Source organism: Enterococcus sp. AZ163, from assembly GCF_050498925.1.
GTDB lineage: Bacteria > Bacillota > Bacilli > Lactobacillales > Enterococcaceae > Enterococcus_A > Enterococcus_A ferrettii.
In genome coordinates, this window is the sequence record NZ_JBIPAO010000001.1 from 2,434,643 (window position 1) to 2,452,061 (window position 17,419).

General features: G+C 39.1%; 12 protein-coding genes, 1 other RNA gene and 1 pseudogene. 6 read left to right on the top strand and 8 right to left on the bottom strand.

Going from position 1 to position 17,419, the window contains the following annotated elements:
- Positions 1-96: 96 nt before the first annotated feature.
- The 4 genes and pseudogenes from IGI46_RS11590 to IGI46_RS11605 all read right to left on the bottom strand — a co-directional run bounded on the left by IGI46_RS11590 (position 97) and on the right by IGI46_RS11605 (position 5,105).
- Positions 97-1,838: pseudogene (locus IGI46_RS11590) on the bottom strand (1-deoxy-D-xylulose-5-phosphate synthase).
- Positions 1,839-1,867: 29 nt separating this feature from the next.
- Positions 1,868-2,749 (bottom strand): DUF3737 family protein, encoded by an 882-nt coding sequence (locus IGI46_RS11595; protein WP_429963301.1) that lies wholly within the window; start codon positions 2,747-2,749, stop codon positions 1,868-1,870.
- 1,150 nt (positions 2,750-3,899) lie between these two features.
- Positions 3,900-4,267, bottom strand: a transfer-messenger RNA (tmRNA) gene (gene ssrA / locus IGI46_RS11600).
- A gap of 70 nt (positions 4,268-4,337) precedes the next feature.
- Positions 4,338-5,105 (bottom strand): Cof-type HAD-IIB family hydrolase, encoded by a 768-nt coding sequence (locus IGI46_RS11605; protein ID WP_429973497.1) that lies wholly within the window; start codon positions 5,103-5,105, stop codon positions 4,338-4,340.
- A gap of 149 nt (positions 5,106-5,254) precedes the next feature.
- Between IGI46_RS11605 and IGI46_RS11610 the strand changes: the two genes are divergently transcribed.
- Complete coding sequence (locus IGI46_RS11610; protein WP_207704981.1) at positions 5,255-5,974, top strand: response regulator transcription factor; 720 nt, start codon at positions 5,255-5,257, stop codon at positions 5,972-5,974.
- A complete protein-coding gene (locus IGI46_RS11615) occupies positions 5,971-7,446 on the top strand; it encodes an ATP-binding protein (RefSeq protein ID WP_429973498.1) in 1,476 nt (491 codons plus the stop codon). The genes IGI46_RS11610 and IGI46_RS11615 overlap by 4 nt, the downstream gene beginning before the upstream one ends.
- A 17-nt stretch (positions 7,447-7,463) precedes the next feature.
- Here the strand turns inward: IGI46_RS11615 and IGI46_RS11620 are convergent, their stop codons facing one another.
- The 3 genes from IGI46_RS11620 to IGI46_RS11630 form a co-directional block, all read right to left on the bottom strand.
- A complete protein-coding gene (locus IGI46_RS11620) occupies positions 7,464-8,906 on the bottom strand; it encodes an NCS2 family permease (RefSeq protein WP_429963304.1) in 1,443 nt (480 codons plus the stop codon).
- Between the two features lie 123 nt (positions 8,907-9,029).
- Positions 9,030-9,698 (bottom strand): hypothetical protein, encoded by a 669-nt coding sequence (locus IGI46_RS11625; RefSeq protein WP_429963305.1) that lies wholly within the window; start codon positions 9,696-9,698, stop codon positions 9,030-9,032.
- A 149-nt stretch (positions 9,699-9,847) separates the two neighbouring features.
- Entirely contained in the window at positions 9,848-11,977 is a 2,130-nt protein-coding gene (locus tag IGI46_RS11630) for an LTA synthase family protein (protein WP_429963306.1), read from the bottom strand.
- 188 nt (positions 11,978-12,165) lie between these two features.
- Here IGI46_RS11630 and IGI46_RS11635 point away from each other — a divergent pair, with 188 nt between their 5' ends.
- From IGI46_RS11635 to ybaK, 3 genes are all read left to right on the top strand, one after another.
- Positions 12,166-13,338 carry a class I SAM-dependent rRNA methyltransferase gene (locus IGI46_RS11635; RefSeq protein ID WP_429963307.1) on the top strand — a complete coding sequence of 391 codons (1,173 nt, stop codon included), beginning with the start codon at positions 12,166-12,168 and terminating at the stop codon, positions 13,336-13,338.
- Between the two features lie 14 nt (positions 13,339-13,352).
- Positions 13,353-14,102: a type I 3-dehydroquinate dehydratase gene (gene aroD, locus IGI46_RS11640; protein WP_429973499.1), complete on the top strand. Its 750-nt coding sequence runs from the start codon at positions 13,353-13,355 to the stop codon at positions 14,100-14,102.
- 96 nt (positions 14,103-14,198) lie between these two features.
- Positions 14,199-14,687, top strand: coding sequence for a Cys-tRNA(Pro) deacylase (ybaK, locus tag IGI46_RS11645; RefSeq protein WP_429963309.1), 489 nt, complete (start codon positions 14,199-14,201; stop codon positions 14,685-14,687).
- Here the strand turns inward: ybaK and IGI46_RS11650 are convergent.
- Positions 14,684-15,940 carry an NAD(P)/FAD-dependent oxidoreductase gene (locus IGI46_RS11650; RefSeq protein ID WP_429963310.1) on the bottom strand — a complete coding sequence of 419 codons (1,257 nt, stop codon included), beginning with the start codon at positions 15,938-15,940 and terminating at the stop codon, positions 14,684-14,686. The two genes, ybaK and IGI46_RS11650, sit on opposite strands and share 4 nt — an antisense overlap.
- Positions 15,941-16,035: 95 nt before the next feature.
- Here IGI46_RS11650 and gdhA point away from each other — a divergent pair, with 95 nt between their 5' ends.
- Positions 16,036-17,379, top strand: coding sequence for an NADP-specific glutamate dehydrogenase (gene gdhA / locus IGI46_RS11655; RefSeq protein ID WP_429963311.1), 1,344 nt, complete (start codon positions 16,036-16,038; stop codon positions 17,377-17,379).
- Positions 17,380-17,419 lie beyond the last annotated feature (40 nt).

The window sequence follows — 17,419 nt, forward strand, 5'->3', positions numbered from 1 at the left end:
GCCGAAGACTACTTTAACAATCATTAAACAGTCGAATGACTAGACCTCTATTGATTAAGGCAGAGGTTCAGTCATTCGGCTTTATTTTGCTAATTTCTAGTTAATCGCATCTAGTACCTTTGCTACAATTACTTCTGGATGCAACTGATAACGTTCCACTAATTCATTCAGCACTACATTATCTGTAAACTCGTTTAAAGCGCCAAAATTTGAAATCTTTATGGAAGAATCGCCATAATAAGCTGCTACCTTTTCACCAAATCCACCGGTTAAACGGTCATCTTCTAAAGTAATAATAATTGAATGGTTTGCCTTAAGCTACGATAAACAGTCCTAGTCTAGCTTTGTAATCATCAGCGAATTGATCTAAGGGGGGAGACTCCCAGGTGTCTTTCTAGTTGCTGACGTACCGCCTCTCCTAAGGAATTGAAATTCCCTAAGGCTAGAATGACAGCCGATTGTCCTTGATAACAGATTTCATAGTGAGGCTGAGAATGATCCTGATAGGCTGCTGGTCGGGAAACGACCGGTCCAGCCGGCAAGAGAATGGCTACGGGTCCTTGTGTTTGAATTAAGGACCAATCGAGTATTGTCAATGATTCTTCTTTACTGCTTGGTGCCAAGTATTTAATATTAGTATGCTGTTGATCATTGAAATATCTAAAATACCTTGATCAGTACTATCACTTTCTGTTAGGTGTCCGTTTCCTACAATAATTACTGCTGGCAGCTGGTTAACCGTCAAGACATGAGACCGCTGATCGTAAGCTCGCGGCGAGAAATAACTAGAATGAAACAATACTGGTCGAAGCCCATTTTTCGCTAATCCAGCTGACACTTAGCTAATTGAATGCCCTTCTGCAATCCCTATATCAAAATAATGAGTTGGCTGTTGTGTTTTAAGGGGTGCCAAATCAAACATCCCTGGAATTACTGCAGTAATTGCGACTAAATTCTTAGTACCGCTGTCTATTTTTTTCAGCAGTGTTTCAACAATTAGTTCACTATATGTTGGCTGATTGTTAGGGGACAAACTTTCGCCGGTTGCTAAATCGAAGGGTGGTCGCCAGTGAAACAAGCTTTTCTCTTCAACAGCCGGCGAATAACCATGTCCTTTTTCTGTATGAACGTGCAGTACAATAGGATGGTCAATATCCTTGATTGCTTCAAAGGCTTTGATCATCGCAGCTACATCATTGCCCTGTTCTATATATTGGTAATCAAAGCCTATACCTTTAAATAAATTTTTGGAAGACTTACCCTTGGTTTTCCGCAGTTCAGTTAGAGTACGGTACAGTCCACCAAAATTATCATCAATCGACATTTCATTATCATTTAATGTAATAATGAGGTTAGAGTTCAATTCCGATCTGTTGTTTAGTACTTTAAGGGCTAAACCGCTGCAGAGAGAACCAAAGCAATCACATTCCTCTTTTTCTGTTTCAAGTCACGCGCTTTGGCTAATCCAGGTACTAAGCGGATGGATGTTGAAATGTGACCGATTTTAAAGAAATCATGAGCACTTTCATTCTGAGATGTATACCCAGAGATGTCATCAAAGGCATCATCCTCTAAATAGCCACTTTTACGCCAGTAAGGATTTTATGAGGATAAGATTGGTGGGAGACATTCCAAATAATTTTGTCCACTGGTGATTGAAAAACGTAATGAAAGGCGATAGTCAGTTCAGTAATGCCGAGGTTGGGACCAACATGAACACCAACCTTGCTGACTCGATTCAAGACGGCTGCACGAAGTTCGTCAGCTAAAGCTGCAAGCTCCTGCGGATTTAAGTTTTTTAATTCTTGGGGACCGTTTATTCGTGATAAAATGTTCACTCGGTTATTTTCGCTCCTTTATTTTGTATTTATCGGATTTGTTCATCCAGTGCCAGTATTTTTGTACAGGCATCGGTCAGGCAAATTCGAGTTTTTTCTGGATTAATTTCACTGGCTTCCATAATTAATTCACCGATATTTTTGGCTTGGATATGGCCAGAAATCGGATTTTTTACACTGTCAATGGTAGTGGAGATCTTGACATCTATTGTCGAATACTCGAATGCTAAGTCAGTATTGACGATTTTGCCATGTTCAATCACTAGATTTTCCACGTAGCATAGCCCTTGTTCACTCTCAATATAGCAGTTAATAAAACGCAGGTTAGTTGAATTCCAGCCTAAATATTCGCCAATGATCACGGAATCATAGACAGTCACATCCTGACAATTCCAAAAGGCATCCTTTGAAATTAATTTGGAATGATAGATTTCAAGGTTGGATGCTCCGTCAAAGGCATAGTTTCCACTTAGAGAAAAATCGTGAGCAGTGATATTTTTGCTGTTCATAGCAAAGTAATTTCCTTCCGCCTGTACATTGTTTAAGATAATGTTTTCGCAGTTCCAGAAGGTTTCTTCCGCTTTAGGCAGATGCACATTAGTTAATTGGATGTCCTGACCCCGACGAAAGGTTTTTGGTGCTTGGATTATGCTGTCTTTAATTGCAATATTGTTGGTGTACCAAATTCCTGAGCGAGCCGTTTCCAAAAGGGTGGTGTCTGTAACGTTAATATTTTCGCAATACCACAGAGGGTATTTCCAGCGGAAAATGCTGTCACTAATATCAAGATTACGACTTTCTTTTAATGGTGATTCACCATCTTCAAAGACAGAATTTTTAATGGTCAGGCCATCACTTCCAAATAATGCTCGTTCTCCAGTTAAGTGTTGTTGATCAATAGTAGTTTTCATAGTTCTCCTCATTTCCTTTTTCTAGTTAAGTTTGTAATTGCTAGGATTCTTCCAGCTTTTGCACTATTGCTTGCTAATACGCAAGCAACTATCACCACTCTTGACGGATGTAGCAGGATGGCAATAATAGATCTTGTTGGGATTCCTTTTTTGAGTAGAGTGCTGCAGCTCCAAAATAGACAGAAACGAACCCTTTAGTAGCAAGAGAAATGCTAGCCCTAGTCGAATATTCGTAGTGTAGTGTCTAAAGCCGTCTTGATTATTTCGTAGAAATGCAAATTTTGCTCATTGGACTCTAAAATTTTCGCCAACTCTCTGATTGAATGGGGCATTTCTTCCTTCTTTAGCATGGGTCATCCTATAGGATAAAGTCACTTTAACACTTAAAGTTCAGGTTAAGTCAATTGAAAAATGCAATTTTCTTGAATTTGTGAATGGGCATTGATTTAACATCTAGGTAAAGTCTTACCGTGGAGAAAAAGAATGTTGGAAGTGAACTGTCAATGCTTTGCCTGTTAGTCAAAACTGGTTAGTATCTTTGGATAGAAAAATTTTGGGCCCTATATAGATATACTAGGAAGAAAACAATCAGAAGCTTTATTTTATTCGAGCCAAAATGTGTAACGAGTTAAATATTGTAATGAGTTTCAGTGGCGGAGAGTGCATTCATTCGTTTGTATCAAAAAGGTTTATTGGATACTCTACTCTTTCAGACAATATCTGGTGGAATTTTCGTTCTTTTAGCATTACTTGGCTGAGGTAGATCCAGTGAGAATAACCTTTTTATGAATTTATCGGCAGCAGATTGGTAGATACGCACAATCTGTGCTGGTATACTCACTACTTGCCAGTTCCACCCAGGGTAGCACCGTGCAATAAAATAATGTCCTCTTTTAAAAGTTCTATCCAAAGTATAGACCTTCACCTTGAGGACAAGTCAAGACTTGAAAGAAAGAGTTTACCTGCCGTTTTTAGATACTGTAAAAAGGGTAGTATTTAGTGGAAGTTACTGTTTTAATAAAAAAACTAAAAATCGCTGAGAGAAATGAGGACAATAAAAAATGAGTAATAAAACTAGTGAATACACTTTTCGGAGGCATGATTTTAAGTAAGCAAAAAAGCAAAACCCAAATGGATTTTGCTTTTAAAGCGATGGAGACGGCGGGAGTTGAACCCGCGTCCAAACATATTGACTACCCAAAAATCTACACTCATAGTCATACTATTTAAATTTCGCGTTGCCTTCTGCCGCATGACAGGCCGCAGGCATTGCTAGTCTGATGTTCTCTTTTTTAACTTACAGACGGAAAGTTAAAACGTATCCCACTAATTTTGAGACCCTTACCCGAGCACATGGGCGATACCAGGAGGATCTACGCTAACTGTTTTTAGGCAGCTAAAGCGTAAGAGTTGTTATTGTTTTTAGCAGTTATATTTAACTGTAACGTTTTTACGTAGACGTAACCTACGAAGCGCAATTCGGGCTCAAACTATGCCTGTCGAATCCGTAACGTCCCCTTTATTGAATTTTACTGCAAAAATGAGTATACCATTTTTGTAGTAAAAAAGCAAAAAGGGATTCTTATGTTTAGATCAAATCATAATGCTTTAAAGCTTTGATAATTCCACCATTGGTATTTTTGTCGGTAATATAGTCGGCCCGTTCCATGACTTCTGGTAAGGCATTTCCCATTGCAATTTTGTGATCACAGGCGTCTAATAAATCCAAATCGTTGATACCATCACCAAACGCAAAGGTCGGAATTTCCTGAAGCTGCAAATAATTCTTAATCGATTGGACACCCGTTCCTTTTGAAATGCCCTTATTCACCACATCAATACAAAGTGGTCCATTCCGGTAAAAAGTATATTTTGGAAAAGCTTCCCGATAAATTGAATCATTGCCTTCGGATAAAACCAGAATCATATGAGTGACATATTCGTGATAAGCGGTCGGGTGAACAGGTGGTAAATCTAAATGAAAAAAATTGTAGGATTTTCTCACATAATCATTTACTCCAGAAATGAATAGTTGATTAGTTGAGTGAAAGGCCAGCTCATCCTTCAACTCGCGAGCAAAGTCCAGCATAGTCGCACAATCATTGGAGTCGATTTCATTGGCTTCAACAATAGTTTCTTCTACTTTTACCAGCATGCCGTTCATTGTGATGCAGGAGGAAACGTTAGCCGCCTGCTTAATCTTCTGGATTTCTCGCTCATTGCGACCAGTGGCGATAATTGGCAAAATATTGTTTTGCTTTAATTGACTCATCGCTTCACTAATCTCAGGAGTGATTTGCGACTTGCCATCTAATAACGTACCATCTAAATCAAAAAAAGCAATTCCTTCGTACATGAAAAATCCCCTTTATCCCTTTTCCCTTATCTTAGCAATTATTGAAGAAAAAACAAATACTTATTGAATATACTGGTAAGGTAATGGTTGAAAAGACTGATTTAGAGTATACTATTTAAGAGAGAAATACGGACATTGGAGGAAATGACATGAATATACTGATGATTGAAGATAATGAATCTGTATCAGAAATGATGCAAATGTTCTTTTTAAACGAAGGTTGGGAGGCAACATTCAAGTATGATGGTAAAGAAGGGCTGGACGCTTTTAAGGAAGATCCGGAAAAATGGGACATGATTACACTTGATTTGAACCTGCCCAGTATGGATGGCATGGAAGTTGGCCGGGAAATTAGAAAACTTTCAAGCACCGTTCCAATTATCATGTTAACCGCTAGAGATTCGGAAAGTGATCAAGTAATTGGTTTGGAAATGGGAGCTGACGATTATGTGACTAAGCCATTCTCACCGTTAACGTTAATTGCTCGAATCAAAGCTCTGCACCGCCGTAGTGAATTAGCGAACGAACAACAAAACGGGGGAGCTGCTGAAGGAACCTTTGATATTCAAACACAGCATTTCAAGATGAATTTAAAAACGCGGGAAGCTTACTTAGAAAATCAACCTATTGATGGTTTAACACCTAAGGAGTTTGATTTGCTGTACACTATGGCGAAAAAGCCGCGTCAGGTTTTTACTCGTGAACAACTGCTGGAATTAGTTTGGGACTATCAATACTTTGGTGACGAACGAACCGTAGATGCCCACATTAAAAAATTGCGTCAAAAAATTGAAAAAGTAGGACCACAGGTGATCCAAACTGTTTGGGGGGTCGGGTATAAATTTGATGACTCTGGAGTCGATAAATGAAATACCTCTACCAACAGCTGTTAGCCTTTGGTGGGTTGATTTTGTTAATACTGTTGACTTTAGGAGTTACCTTTACTCAGTTTACTCGGCACTCGATGGAAGAAAGTAATTACAATCAACTCATTGGCTATACTCGTTCGATTCAAGAAACAACATCCCGTTTGTTAGAAGATAATCCTTATTATTATCGAACGCAGGATGAAGCTTTTTTGGCAGCTATTGCGTTGACCGAAAGTATGCTGGAACCACAAAATGTTAAATTTGTATTTATTAGCAGTGACCAAATAATTCAATATCCTAGTAATACAAAGGTTGCAGAACAAACCTTGATTACAAAGAGTCAATGGGAATCCTTGAGCAAAGGGGAAGAACAAAAAATGACTCGTTCGAAGGATATTCTTGGTAACGAAAGATCGACTTCCTATGCAATGGCTCCTTTCTTTTTAAAGAAACAGTTTTACGGTGTTTTGATCGTAACACAACCAGCAGGAAACGTTAGTGATAGTGTGGCATCAGTCACTAGCGATCTATTCAAAGGCTTTATTGTGGCTTCGGTAGTAGCTATCTTTGTTAGTTACTTTTTTGCAACACGACAGGTGAAACGAATCAATCGGATGCGCTCAGCCACAAAAAAAATTGCTAGTGGTGATTTTGATGTAACAATTCCTGATAATGGTAAGGATGAGTTTGATGACTTAGCAGCTGATTTTAACAGCATGGCTATCTCGTTAAGTGAATCGCAAGAGGAAATCGAACGACAGGAAGAGCGTCGGCGCCAATTTATGGCGGATGCTGCTCATGAAATGCGTACACCACTAACGACCATCAATGGATTGCTGGAGGGATTGCAGTACAACGCTATTCCAGAGGACCAGCGAAGTAAAGCGATTAGTCTAATGCAGAACGAAACAGCACGTTTAATTCGTTTAGTGAATGAGAATCTAGATTACGAAAAAATCCGAACCAACCAAATCAGCATGGTCGTTAAAAAGTTCGATGCCACAAAAGCTTTACGTGGTCTCTTAACTCAGTTAGAGGCTAAAGCAAAAGCCTCTGGCGATCAATTAATTTTAAATACAGATGAATCCATTGATGTTTACGCTGATTATGATCGCTTCATTCAAATCATGGTGAACATTATCCAAAATGCAATTCAGTTTACTACTGATGGAACGATTGCCATTGGTGTGCATAAAGAAGAGAAGAAGACAGTAGTTCAAATATCGGATACAGGAATTGGCATGAGTGAGGACCAGATCAAAAATATTTGGGACCGTTACTACAAGGTAGATCCTTCTCGGAAGAACACGAAATATGGGGAATCTGGACTAGGATTGTCAATTGTTCAAGAACTGGTTCGACTGCATAAGGGAAGTATTCAAGTTGAAAGTGAGCTTGAAAAGGGCACAACGTTTACTGTTAGTTTTCCCGACGAGGAAGTAGAAGCACAAAAGGAAACGGAGCGACCATAATGGCTGCTCCGCTTTTTTTATAGAATTGCTAAAATGATAAAGTTTAAAATGAAGAGTAGATTTACCACCCATAATACTGGTGAAACTTCATTGGCTTTGCCTTTTACTACTTTCACAATAGCATAGAAGATAAAGCCAGCAGCAATCCCGTAAGAAATGCTGTAGCATAGTCCCATAAAGATACTTGCAAAGAAAGCAGGAACAGCGTCTTCCAAATCCAACCAGTTAATATCAGCAAAAGAGGCCATCATCATTACCCCTACCAAAATTAGAGCTGGTGCAGTTGCCTGACTTGGAACAATCGCAATCAGTGGAGAGAATAAACTACTTAAAGCAAAGAAAACAGCAACTACCACTGAAGTTAGACCTGTTCGTCCGCCAGCACCAATCCCGGCAGCTGATTCTACATAAGTTGTGGTATTAGAAGTTCCGAAAATTGCGCCGATGGATGTAGCAATTGCATCTGCAAATAAAGCACGATCCATCTTGGTTTTGAAACCTTTCGTATTCGCCGCTTCTAGAGCAAGTTCATCTTCCTTAGAGAAAATCCCGGTTCGACGTCCTGTTCCAATAAAGGTACCAATTGTATCGAAGGTATCGGATAGGCTGAAGGCTAGGATAGTCATTAATACCTGTGGTAATTTGGAAGAATCCGAGAATAAAGAACCCATTCCTTCAGAACCAAAAGCCGCACCAAAAGTTGTTCCCAGCTCCTGAATTGAGCTGCCTAATGAATTGCTTTGGAAATCAATTGAACCTAATTGAACAACACCCATTAGAATACCAATCACAGTCGTTGTCACAATTCCGATTAGGATTGCCCCCCGCACGTTTTTTACTACTAAGATCGTGGTCAGCACTAAGCCAATCACTGCTAAAATAATTGGTGCATTATTGAAATTTGCCAAAGCGGGAACAACACCGCTGTTCATAGCAACGTTAGTCGCTTTACCATTTTCCACTACACTACTAGTAATAGTCGCTGAATCAGCTGAGAAAGCCAATAATCCAGCATTTTTAATTCCTACATAAGCGACAAAAATACCAATCCCGCCACCAATCGCATGTTGCATGCTTTCTGGAATAGCGTGAATAATCAGTTTACGAATCTTTGTTACGGTAATTAGGATATTAATAATTCCGCAAAGAAAAACCATCGCTAATGCCTGTTGCCAAGAATATCCCAAACCGAATACTACTGTATAAGTAAAAAAAGCATTCAGTCCCATTCCTGGCGCTTGCGCATAAGGAACATTGGCGAATAAGCCCATAACTAAAGTACCGATTACTGAAGCAATAATTGTTGCCAAGAAGACCGCTTGAAACGGCATACCAGAGGCAGATAGTATAGAAGGATTAACAAATAAAATGTAACTCATGGCGAAGAAGGTAGTGACTCCAGCCATTATTTCAGTTGAAACTGTGGTTCCGTGTTCCTTCAACTTGAAAAACTTTTCCATCAGAATAAACGCTCCTTAAAATTAATTAGTAATAATGAATACTTTCCGATTATATGAAATCTGGCTTAGTAATTCAATGGAAAGTAGAATGAAACGGATAAAAAAAATAAGAATGTTCGTGTTTTACTCACGAACACTCCTAAGAGACTGTTTTTTGATCAATAATCGGAAGAAAAGACTGATGGGGAGAACTAAAACGGCCAACAGACTAACGGCTTTAACTAAGGAACTCATAAACAGCTGGAAAAAAGTTTTAGAAGAAATATCTAATGAAAGAGGCCACCTAACGGAAAAAGCGAAACCACTGTCTCCATTGCTTAATACAAAATTCGGCAGATCATTAAATTTATCTAAGCTGTACTGGTAAAAGCGTTGCAAAAATTGCTGATAAGTTGATTCAAACACTACAAACAAAGCCATCAAAAAGACAAAAGATAACAAAAGAATAAACAACAGACGAAGACTAAAGCTAAGGGGGTTCAACGTCAAGTAGCTAAAAACATTCTTTCGCTTAAGTAAAAGAAACATGAAACTGAAAAACAGGACAATCAGTATGCCAAGACAGCTGTACATAAACCAGTTCACATAAAAAGACTGGATCTCTTGGACCTCACCGGACGTAAAAAATTGAATATCATAGGTTATCAAACTAGAATGTAATTGTGAAATCATTGAATACAGTAAAAGCAATGTTGTTAACGTAAATAGAGCAATGCTGGCAAAAGCAAAGGAAAAATAAAAGAAGACTTTACTTTTAGTAAGACCACTCAAAGCTGTTTGTATGGAATTCATCCATCTCACCTCACACTACTAGTATAGAAAGTGAATTTGAAAGAAGTATGAAGTCTCTAAGAAAAAGCAGTACTTTTTTTGTTCATGAAAGAAACAGCTATTTCTAAACATAAAGAAACCATCTAGTGAGTTCACTAGATGGCCTAAAATTACTCTGGAACAGGAGTGGGAGCGGGTTCTTCAGTACCGTGGTACTGCTTGTAGGTTTGGGTGTTGTACATATCCTCGGTTGAGGTTCCTAACCTACTGTAAACACTGGTTGATTTCTCTCCCAGTTTGCTTTCGGTTTTCTGAAGCTGTTGCAATCCATTTTTATAGTCATAGTCACTTGGATCAATAGTTTTCATGCCGCTTCCGGTGTAGAAGCGTAACAGATCCCCATTATTTATATCATCAGAGGTGCTTAATTGATCACTTACAGCTTGCTTCCAACCGTCAGCCTTCGCTTGCAGGTTTTCATCAGGGGCAGTAACCATAAAACCAGTGTGGTTATCGTAAAGACTGCCACCATAGTAAGTATAGTCTGGTGTTACATAGTCACCGCTGCGGAAAGCAACCAGCTGATCGTTTTCCGGTGATAATAAATCTTGTCCCAGCTGAATGTATTTGCTTGAATCAATTCCCAGTAAATGCAACAGTGTCGGTAAGGCATCCACCTCACCACCATAAGTATGGTTAATACCACCATTTTCTTGTCCAGGTACATGAATCATATAAGGAACTCGCTGCATTTGTGCATTGTCAAAGTTCGTCCAAGATTCTTTAGTTTTTCCAAGTAGTGGTGCCAATTCAGGATTTCTAGAAGTCGAAATTCCGTAGTGGTCACCGTACATCACGATAACTGAATTATCATACAATCCACTAGCTTTTAAGTAATTAAAAAATTCTTCAACAGCTTTGTCTAAGTAATTTGCTGTTGCAAAATAGCCGTTAATGGTTTCATCACTCGTTTTAGCCATGGGGAAACCAGCTTCGTCATTTTGAAATTCACTATATGGATAGTGGTTAGATACCGCAATAAACTTAGAGTAGAAAGGCTGTTGCAAATGTTCCAAGTACTTCACTGATTGCTGGAAGAAAGGTTTGTCATGCAAACCATACTGAAATGAATTATCTTCATTGACGTCATAATAAGATGAATCAAAGAAGTAGTCATAGCCAAAACGTTTATAAGTTTCTGTACGATTCCAGAAGTTCCCAGAGTTCCCGTGGAAAGCGGCACTGGTATAGCCAGCTTCCTGTTTTAAAATATCTGGAGCTGCCTGAAAGGTATTTTTACCCCCTAATTGGGTAAATAAAGATCCTTGATTTAGTCCGAACAATGAATTTTCTAATAAAGTTTCAGCATCAGAAGTTTTTCCTGCTTTTACTTGATGGAAAAAGTTATCAAAGCTGAAGGTGCTGTTTTCATGGAAAATACTATTAATAAATGGAGTTACTTCATGCTCTTGGCCATTTTCATCGGTCAGTTTGTAATCAATTAGAAATTGTTGCAAGCTTTCTAAATGGATATAAATAACATTTTTATCCTTAGCAATACCATACAAGTCATCGTTAGGAGCAGCATAATGGTCTTTTACATAAGCTTCTACTTCCGTTAGATCATTGGGACTGGCTTCTGCTCGAACCTGATTAGTCTTGTAAGTTTGAATGCCATCATAGGCTGTGAAGGCGTTAACTCCTAAATATTTAATCAAGTAATCCCGTGAGAAGGTCCGAGTTAACAATTCTGGACGATCTGCTTCTGCTAGGAATAGGTTAGCTGAGAAAACCATTACAGATAATGCTGTCATAGCAAAGGCCATTCTTGCTCTAACTGGGCGTTCTTCTCGTTTGATCACTTTTTTCCAAAGTAAAAATGGAAGAACTATTAAATCCAGAACAAACAGTAGGTCATAAGGACGGAAAAGGCGAATCGCACTTTCTCCCAAACCACTGGCAACTTTCCCTGTACCTAACAGGGTGTTAACTGTAATAAAGTCCGTAAATTCTCGATAATAAACAACATTAGAGAAAAGCAGAATAGTTGCTAAAGCATAGATGAACAGCATGGTTCGATAGGCTGCTTTAGGTCTTCTAACATATAAAGCAATCGACAATAAGAACATTGTCGTAGCGATTGGATTTAGAAATAAAATGAAGTATTGACGAAGACTTTCAATTCCTAAGTTAAATTCAAATAAGTAAGCAAAGATGCTTTTCGCCCACAGAAGAAATGTTAATAAAGCGTAAAAGCCGAGACGCTTGTTCAAAAAAGTGGGTGATTTTAAATTTTTCAATGAATGACTTCCTTTCTATAGAAGAAGTGTCAGAATGTGAATTATGTTCACTCCTTGTCATTCTACCTGCTCAAAGGGGGTACGTCAATCTTTCCCAAAGCTGAAGAAATGATATTTAAAAAAACTTTATAAGCACAACAACAGCGATTTCTTTGCTATACTATTAAGTAAGAAAGCAGGGATTAATTGTGCGCATAGAAATAAAAGATCAGGCAGCGAAGAAAATTCGCCGCGGAATTCCGTTAATTCAAAAAGAAGACTTGAAGAAAAACGATGAAAAACTACCCAGAGAATGGGTAGAGTTTATCGATAAACAAGGAAAATATATAGCAACCGGATACCTGGGTAAACAAAATAAGGGTGTTGGCTGGGTAGTAGATCGCTCGCAAGCATCAATGGAACCGGTCTTTTTTGATCAACTGTTTCAAAAGGCTATTGACCAGCGTCAGTTTTTCTTATCGGATAATAATACCACCGCTTTTCGCTTGTTTAATGGAGAAGGGGATGGTTTGGGCGGAATAACTGTGGATTATTACGATGGTTATTTAGTTGTTTCTTGGTACAACGAAACCATTCATCACTTTCGCCGGATGCTTACGGACTGTTTGCAGAAGATACTTCACCCCAAAGGAATCGTCGAGAAAATTCGTTTCTCTAGTGAGTTGCCTGAAAGTAACTGGGTTTCTGGTGAAAAGCCTCACGAACCTTTGATAATTTTAGAAAATGGTGTTAGTTATGCTACCTATCTAGATGAGGGGTATATGACCGGAATATTTTTGGATCAAAAAGAGGTTAGAGGTCGTTTAACTGAAGGTGCTGCTTTAGGAAAAAGAGTGCTCAATATGTTTAGTTACACGGGAGCTTTTTCCGTAGCTGCTGCTTATGGTGGTGCTGTAGAAACAACTAGTGTTGATTTGGCTCAACGCAGCCTGCCTAAAACTAAGGAACAGTTTGAGGTAAATGGCCTATCGTTGGAACAGAACAGAATCGTTGTAATGGATACATTCGAGTATTTCCGCTATGCTGCCAGAAAGAATCTGAAATATGATCTGATTGTTTTAGACCCACCAAGCTTTGCCAGAAATAAAAAGAAAACTTTTTCTGTGTTAAAAGATTATGGACGGTTAATTGAAGGCAGTTTAAACATTTTATCTTCTAAGGGGACAATTGTTGCTTCTACGAATGCTTCAAATTATGCCATTGAAAAATTTCAAACAGCAATCGAGCAAGTACTTAAGGACCAAAAAGTCAGCTATAGCTTAAATGATAGCTATCGCTTGCCAGCGGATTTTCCTGTAATTGAACAGCTAGCCGAAAGCAATTATTTAAAAGTCTTAGTATACGAAATTCAAAAACGGTGATGGAGACGATGACAATGATGGATGTACAAGTGAGAAATATGCGCTTTGATGCGGGGAAACCGAAAATTTGTGTACCGCTGATTGGTATTACCTTTGAAGAAATTATGGAACAGGCCAGCCTAGCAAAAAAATATGCAGATGTGATTGAATGGCGGGCGGATTATTATAAAGATCTCTTAGATGATGAAGAATTACTGATTACTTTGCTGGCCTTACGTGATGAGCTACGAGAGATTCCACTAATCTTTAATCTGCGGACTAAACTAGAAGGTGGACAAGTTGAGCTGACTCTGCGAGATTATCGCCGTATTAATGAATTCGCTGTTTCTTCTCGAGCTATTGACATTGCTGATATCGAGTTAAGTCATGTCGATAAATTGGGCTCAACTTTCATTAAATGGATGCAAGCTTTGGATACTAAAGTGATTTTGAGTGATCACAATTATGAAGGAACTCCAGAAAATGCTGTATTGCTTTTTCGCTTAAATATGATGGAGCATTGGGGAGCAGATATTGCTAAAATTGTGGTTGTTCCAGAGAACGAAGGGGATGTCATTCGTTTAATGGAAATGACCATGAATGCGCAAACCTTTGTAACATTACCAACTATCACAGTATCGATTGGTAAGCTGGGCAAGCTTTCAAGATTAGCAGGTTATTTGGACGGTTCTTGTATGACTTATGGATGCCTTCCAGGTCATTCTTCTGCAGAGGGGCAGATTGAGGTAGAGAAACTAGTAGCAATATTAGAGGAACTTAGTTAATCAATTAAGGACGTTTTGTGTACGATAAGCATGACGTTCTTTTTGTTAATTATCTGACCTGAGGTTCTTTGATGTGCATTTAATGAGGTGGGAGAAATGGCAAAGAAAAAAATTACGAAAACCAATGCAATTCGTTTAGTTGAAAAAAAAAAGCTTGAGTATGTTGAACACGAATATCAGTGGAGCGAAGATGATTTAGGAGCTGGGCATGTGAGCGAGCAGGTCGAGATAGAACCAGAACGAATTTTCAAAACACTGGTAGCTGTTGGGAATAAGACTGGCCCAGTGGTAGCGGTTATTCCCAGCAACCATGAGCTGAATTTAAAAAAGATCGCCAAAGTAAGCGGTAATAAAAAAGTTGAAATGTTGCATCTAAAGGAGTTAGAAGCAACCACTGGTTATGTTCGTGGGGGCTGTTCACCAATTGGAATGAAAAAGTTGTTCCCAACCTTTTTAGACGAATCAGCAAAAGATTTTGCGAAAATTGCTGTATCTGCTGGTCGTCGCGGCTTGCAGATGGAGCTGTCCCCTTCATCAATTTTACTATTGACAAAAGGGCAGTTCGCATCGTTGGTAAATAGTTAAGCAAATGAGTGGTAGGCTGCATGGGTTCCAGCGACATAACCAGTACAAAAAGCGCTGGTTATGTTGAAACCGCCAGTATACCCGTTAATATCTAGTAATTCACCAGCGATAAATAAACCGGTGATTTTTTTGCTCTCCATCGTTTTTGGAGATATCTCCTTTAGGTCAACGCCACCACCAGTAACAAAAGATTTTTCTAGGCCAAAAGTTCCTTTAGCTAATAATTTCCAGTTCTTGCATAGTTCCGCTAAAGCTTCCACTTTTGTTTTTTTCATTTGATTCGCACCTAAATCGTCAATGTCTAACTTTTCTAAGAAATACTTCAGAAGTCGTTCTGGTAAAAAGCCATTCAGCGCATTTTTCACTTGTCTGGTTGAAGGCTGCAGCTGATTCTCTAATTGCTGAATTAACTCTTGCTTACTAGTATTCGGGAAACAGTCGAGGGTCAAGGTAACCCGATCCTGCTGCTTCAGCAGTTGATTAATAAAACTAGAACAGCGCAACGCTGCCGGACCAGATAAGCCGAAATGGGTAAATAATACATCCATTTCATGGGAAGTAACGGTCTTTCCTTTTTCATCCAGGACACTTAAACCAATGTCGCGTAAGGAAAGTCCTTGCAATTCCTTCTTCTGGATAAAAGCCTCATCTAACAAAACCGGTGATTCCGTTGGGTACAATGGAGTCACATGATGACCCACGTGTTTGGCCAAGCGGTAGCCATCGCCCGTAGCACCCGTAGAAGGGTAAGTTAACCCGCCCGTAGCTAAAACTACACTTTTAGCCGAATAGTCCCCATCAGAAGTTCGGATACCAGTAACTTTTTCCTGATCATGGATAAGCTTCTCAACAGTTGACTGATAAATAATAGTAACGCCTAATTGTTCCAATTCATTTCTTAGACCGTCTACGATCGTTTTTGACTTATCGGTTGTTGGGAAAATCCGACCATGATCCTCCTCCTTCAAAGGGATATCTCGTTCAGCAAAAAAACTCATAATATCCTCATTATCAAATTGTGAAAAGGTACTGTAAAGAAAACGGCCATTTCCAGGAATATGTCGAATTAAGTCCTCAACCGGACGATTATTGGTAACATTGCAGCGACCGCCGCCAGTCATCAGCAATTTTTTTCCCAGCCGTTTATTTTTATCGAAGAGCGCAACCTTAGAGCCGTTAGATGCCGCCGCAATAGCCGCCATCATACCTGACGGACCTGCGCCGACTACGATTACATCCACTTGTTTTTCCATTTTTTTCACCTCGTTGCAAAGTTTATCATGAATTTTTCAACACTTCTATTAGAAAATGATGTAAACTATGAGTATCAAATGTGAGGAGGAGTTTTATGGAAGCAAAGCAATATGTCGAACAGATTCAACAGTATCTAGAGGAAAAAGATCCAAATCAGTCGGAATTTCTGCAAGCTGTGGAAGAGTTTTTGCCTACAATTGTGCCTTTTTTAGAAGAACATCCTGAATACATTGAGCATAATATTTTAGGAATCATCACAGAACCAGAGCGGATGATTCAATTTCGTGTACCTTGGCAGGACGATGAAGGAAATTGGCGCGTTAACCGTGGTTACCGTGTTCAATTCAATTCTGCTATTGGACCATATAAAGGTGGTTTACGTTTCCACCCAAGCGTGAATTTAAGTATCTTGAAGTTTTTAGGCTTTGAGCAAATTTTCAAAAACAGTTTAACTGGCCTGCCAATCGGCGGCGGTAAAGGTGGCTCTGATTTTGATCCAAAAGAAAAATCAGATGCTGAAATTATGCGTTTCTGCCAAAGTTTTATGACTGAATTATCTAAACATATCGGTCCTAATCTGGATGTTCCTGCTGGAGACATTGGTGTTGGCGGTCGTGAAATCGGTTATTTATTTGGCCAATATAAACGATTACGTGAATACGATGCAGGCGTTTTAACTGGTAAACCATTAGGATTTAACGGTAGCTTAGGACGTACTGAAGCTACCGGTTACGGTGCTGTTTACTTTGTTAAGCATTTATTGGAAGATAGAAACGATTCTTTCAAAGAAAAAACGGTTCTAGTTTCCGGTAGCGGAAATGTAGCTATCTATGCAATTGAAAAAGTCCATGAGCTTGGCGGCAAGGCAGTTACTTGTTCTGATTCAAACGGTTATGTTTATGATAAAGATGGTATTGATCTTGATTTACTGAAGGACATTAAAGAAGTTCGTCGCGCCCGTTTAACTGAATATGTGAAGGAGCGCAGCAATGCCGAATACCATGAAGGCTCTGTTTGGGATTTGGAGCAATCAGCAGACATTGCTTTACCATGTGCAACTCAAAATGAAATTGATCAAGCCAAGGCTGAACGTTTAGCGGCTAACGGTGTAAAGGTAGTCGCTGAAGGTGCTAACATGCCAAGTACGATGGATGCAGTGAAGGTTTACCATGAAAAAGGCGTTCTTTACGGACCAGGTAAAGCAGCTAACGCTGGTGGCGTTGCCGTTTCTGCTTTGGAAATGAGTCAAAACTCTCAACGTTTAGCTTGGTCAAAAGACGAAGTAGATCAAAAACTAGATGGAATCATGAAAAATATTTATGAAACGTGTCGTGACACAGCTGAAAAATATTCTGAAAAGGATAACTACGCTGCAGGCGCTAATATTGCTGGCTTTGCTAAGGTTGCTGACGCAATGATTGCTCAAGGTTTGGTTTAATCGCAAAAATTGATGGCTGAGGCTTGAAAAAAAAGCAAAA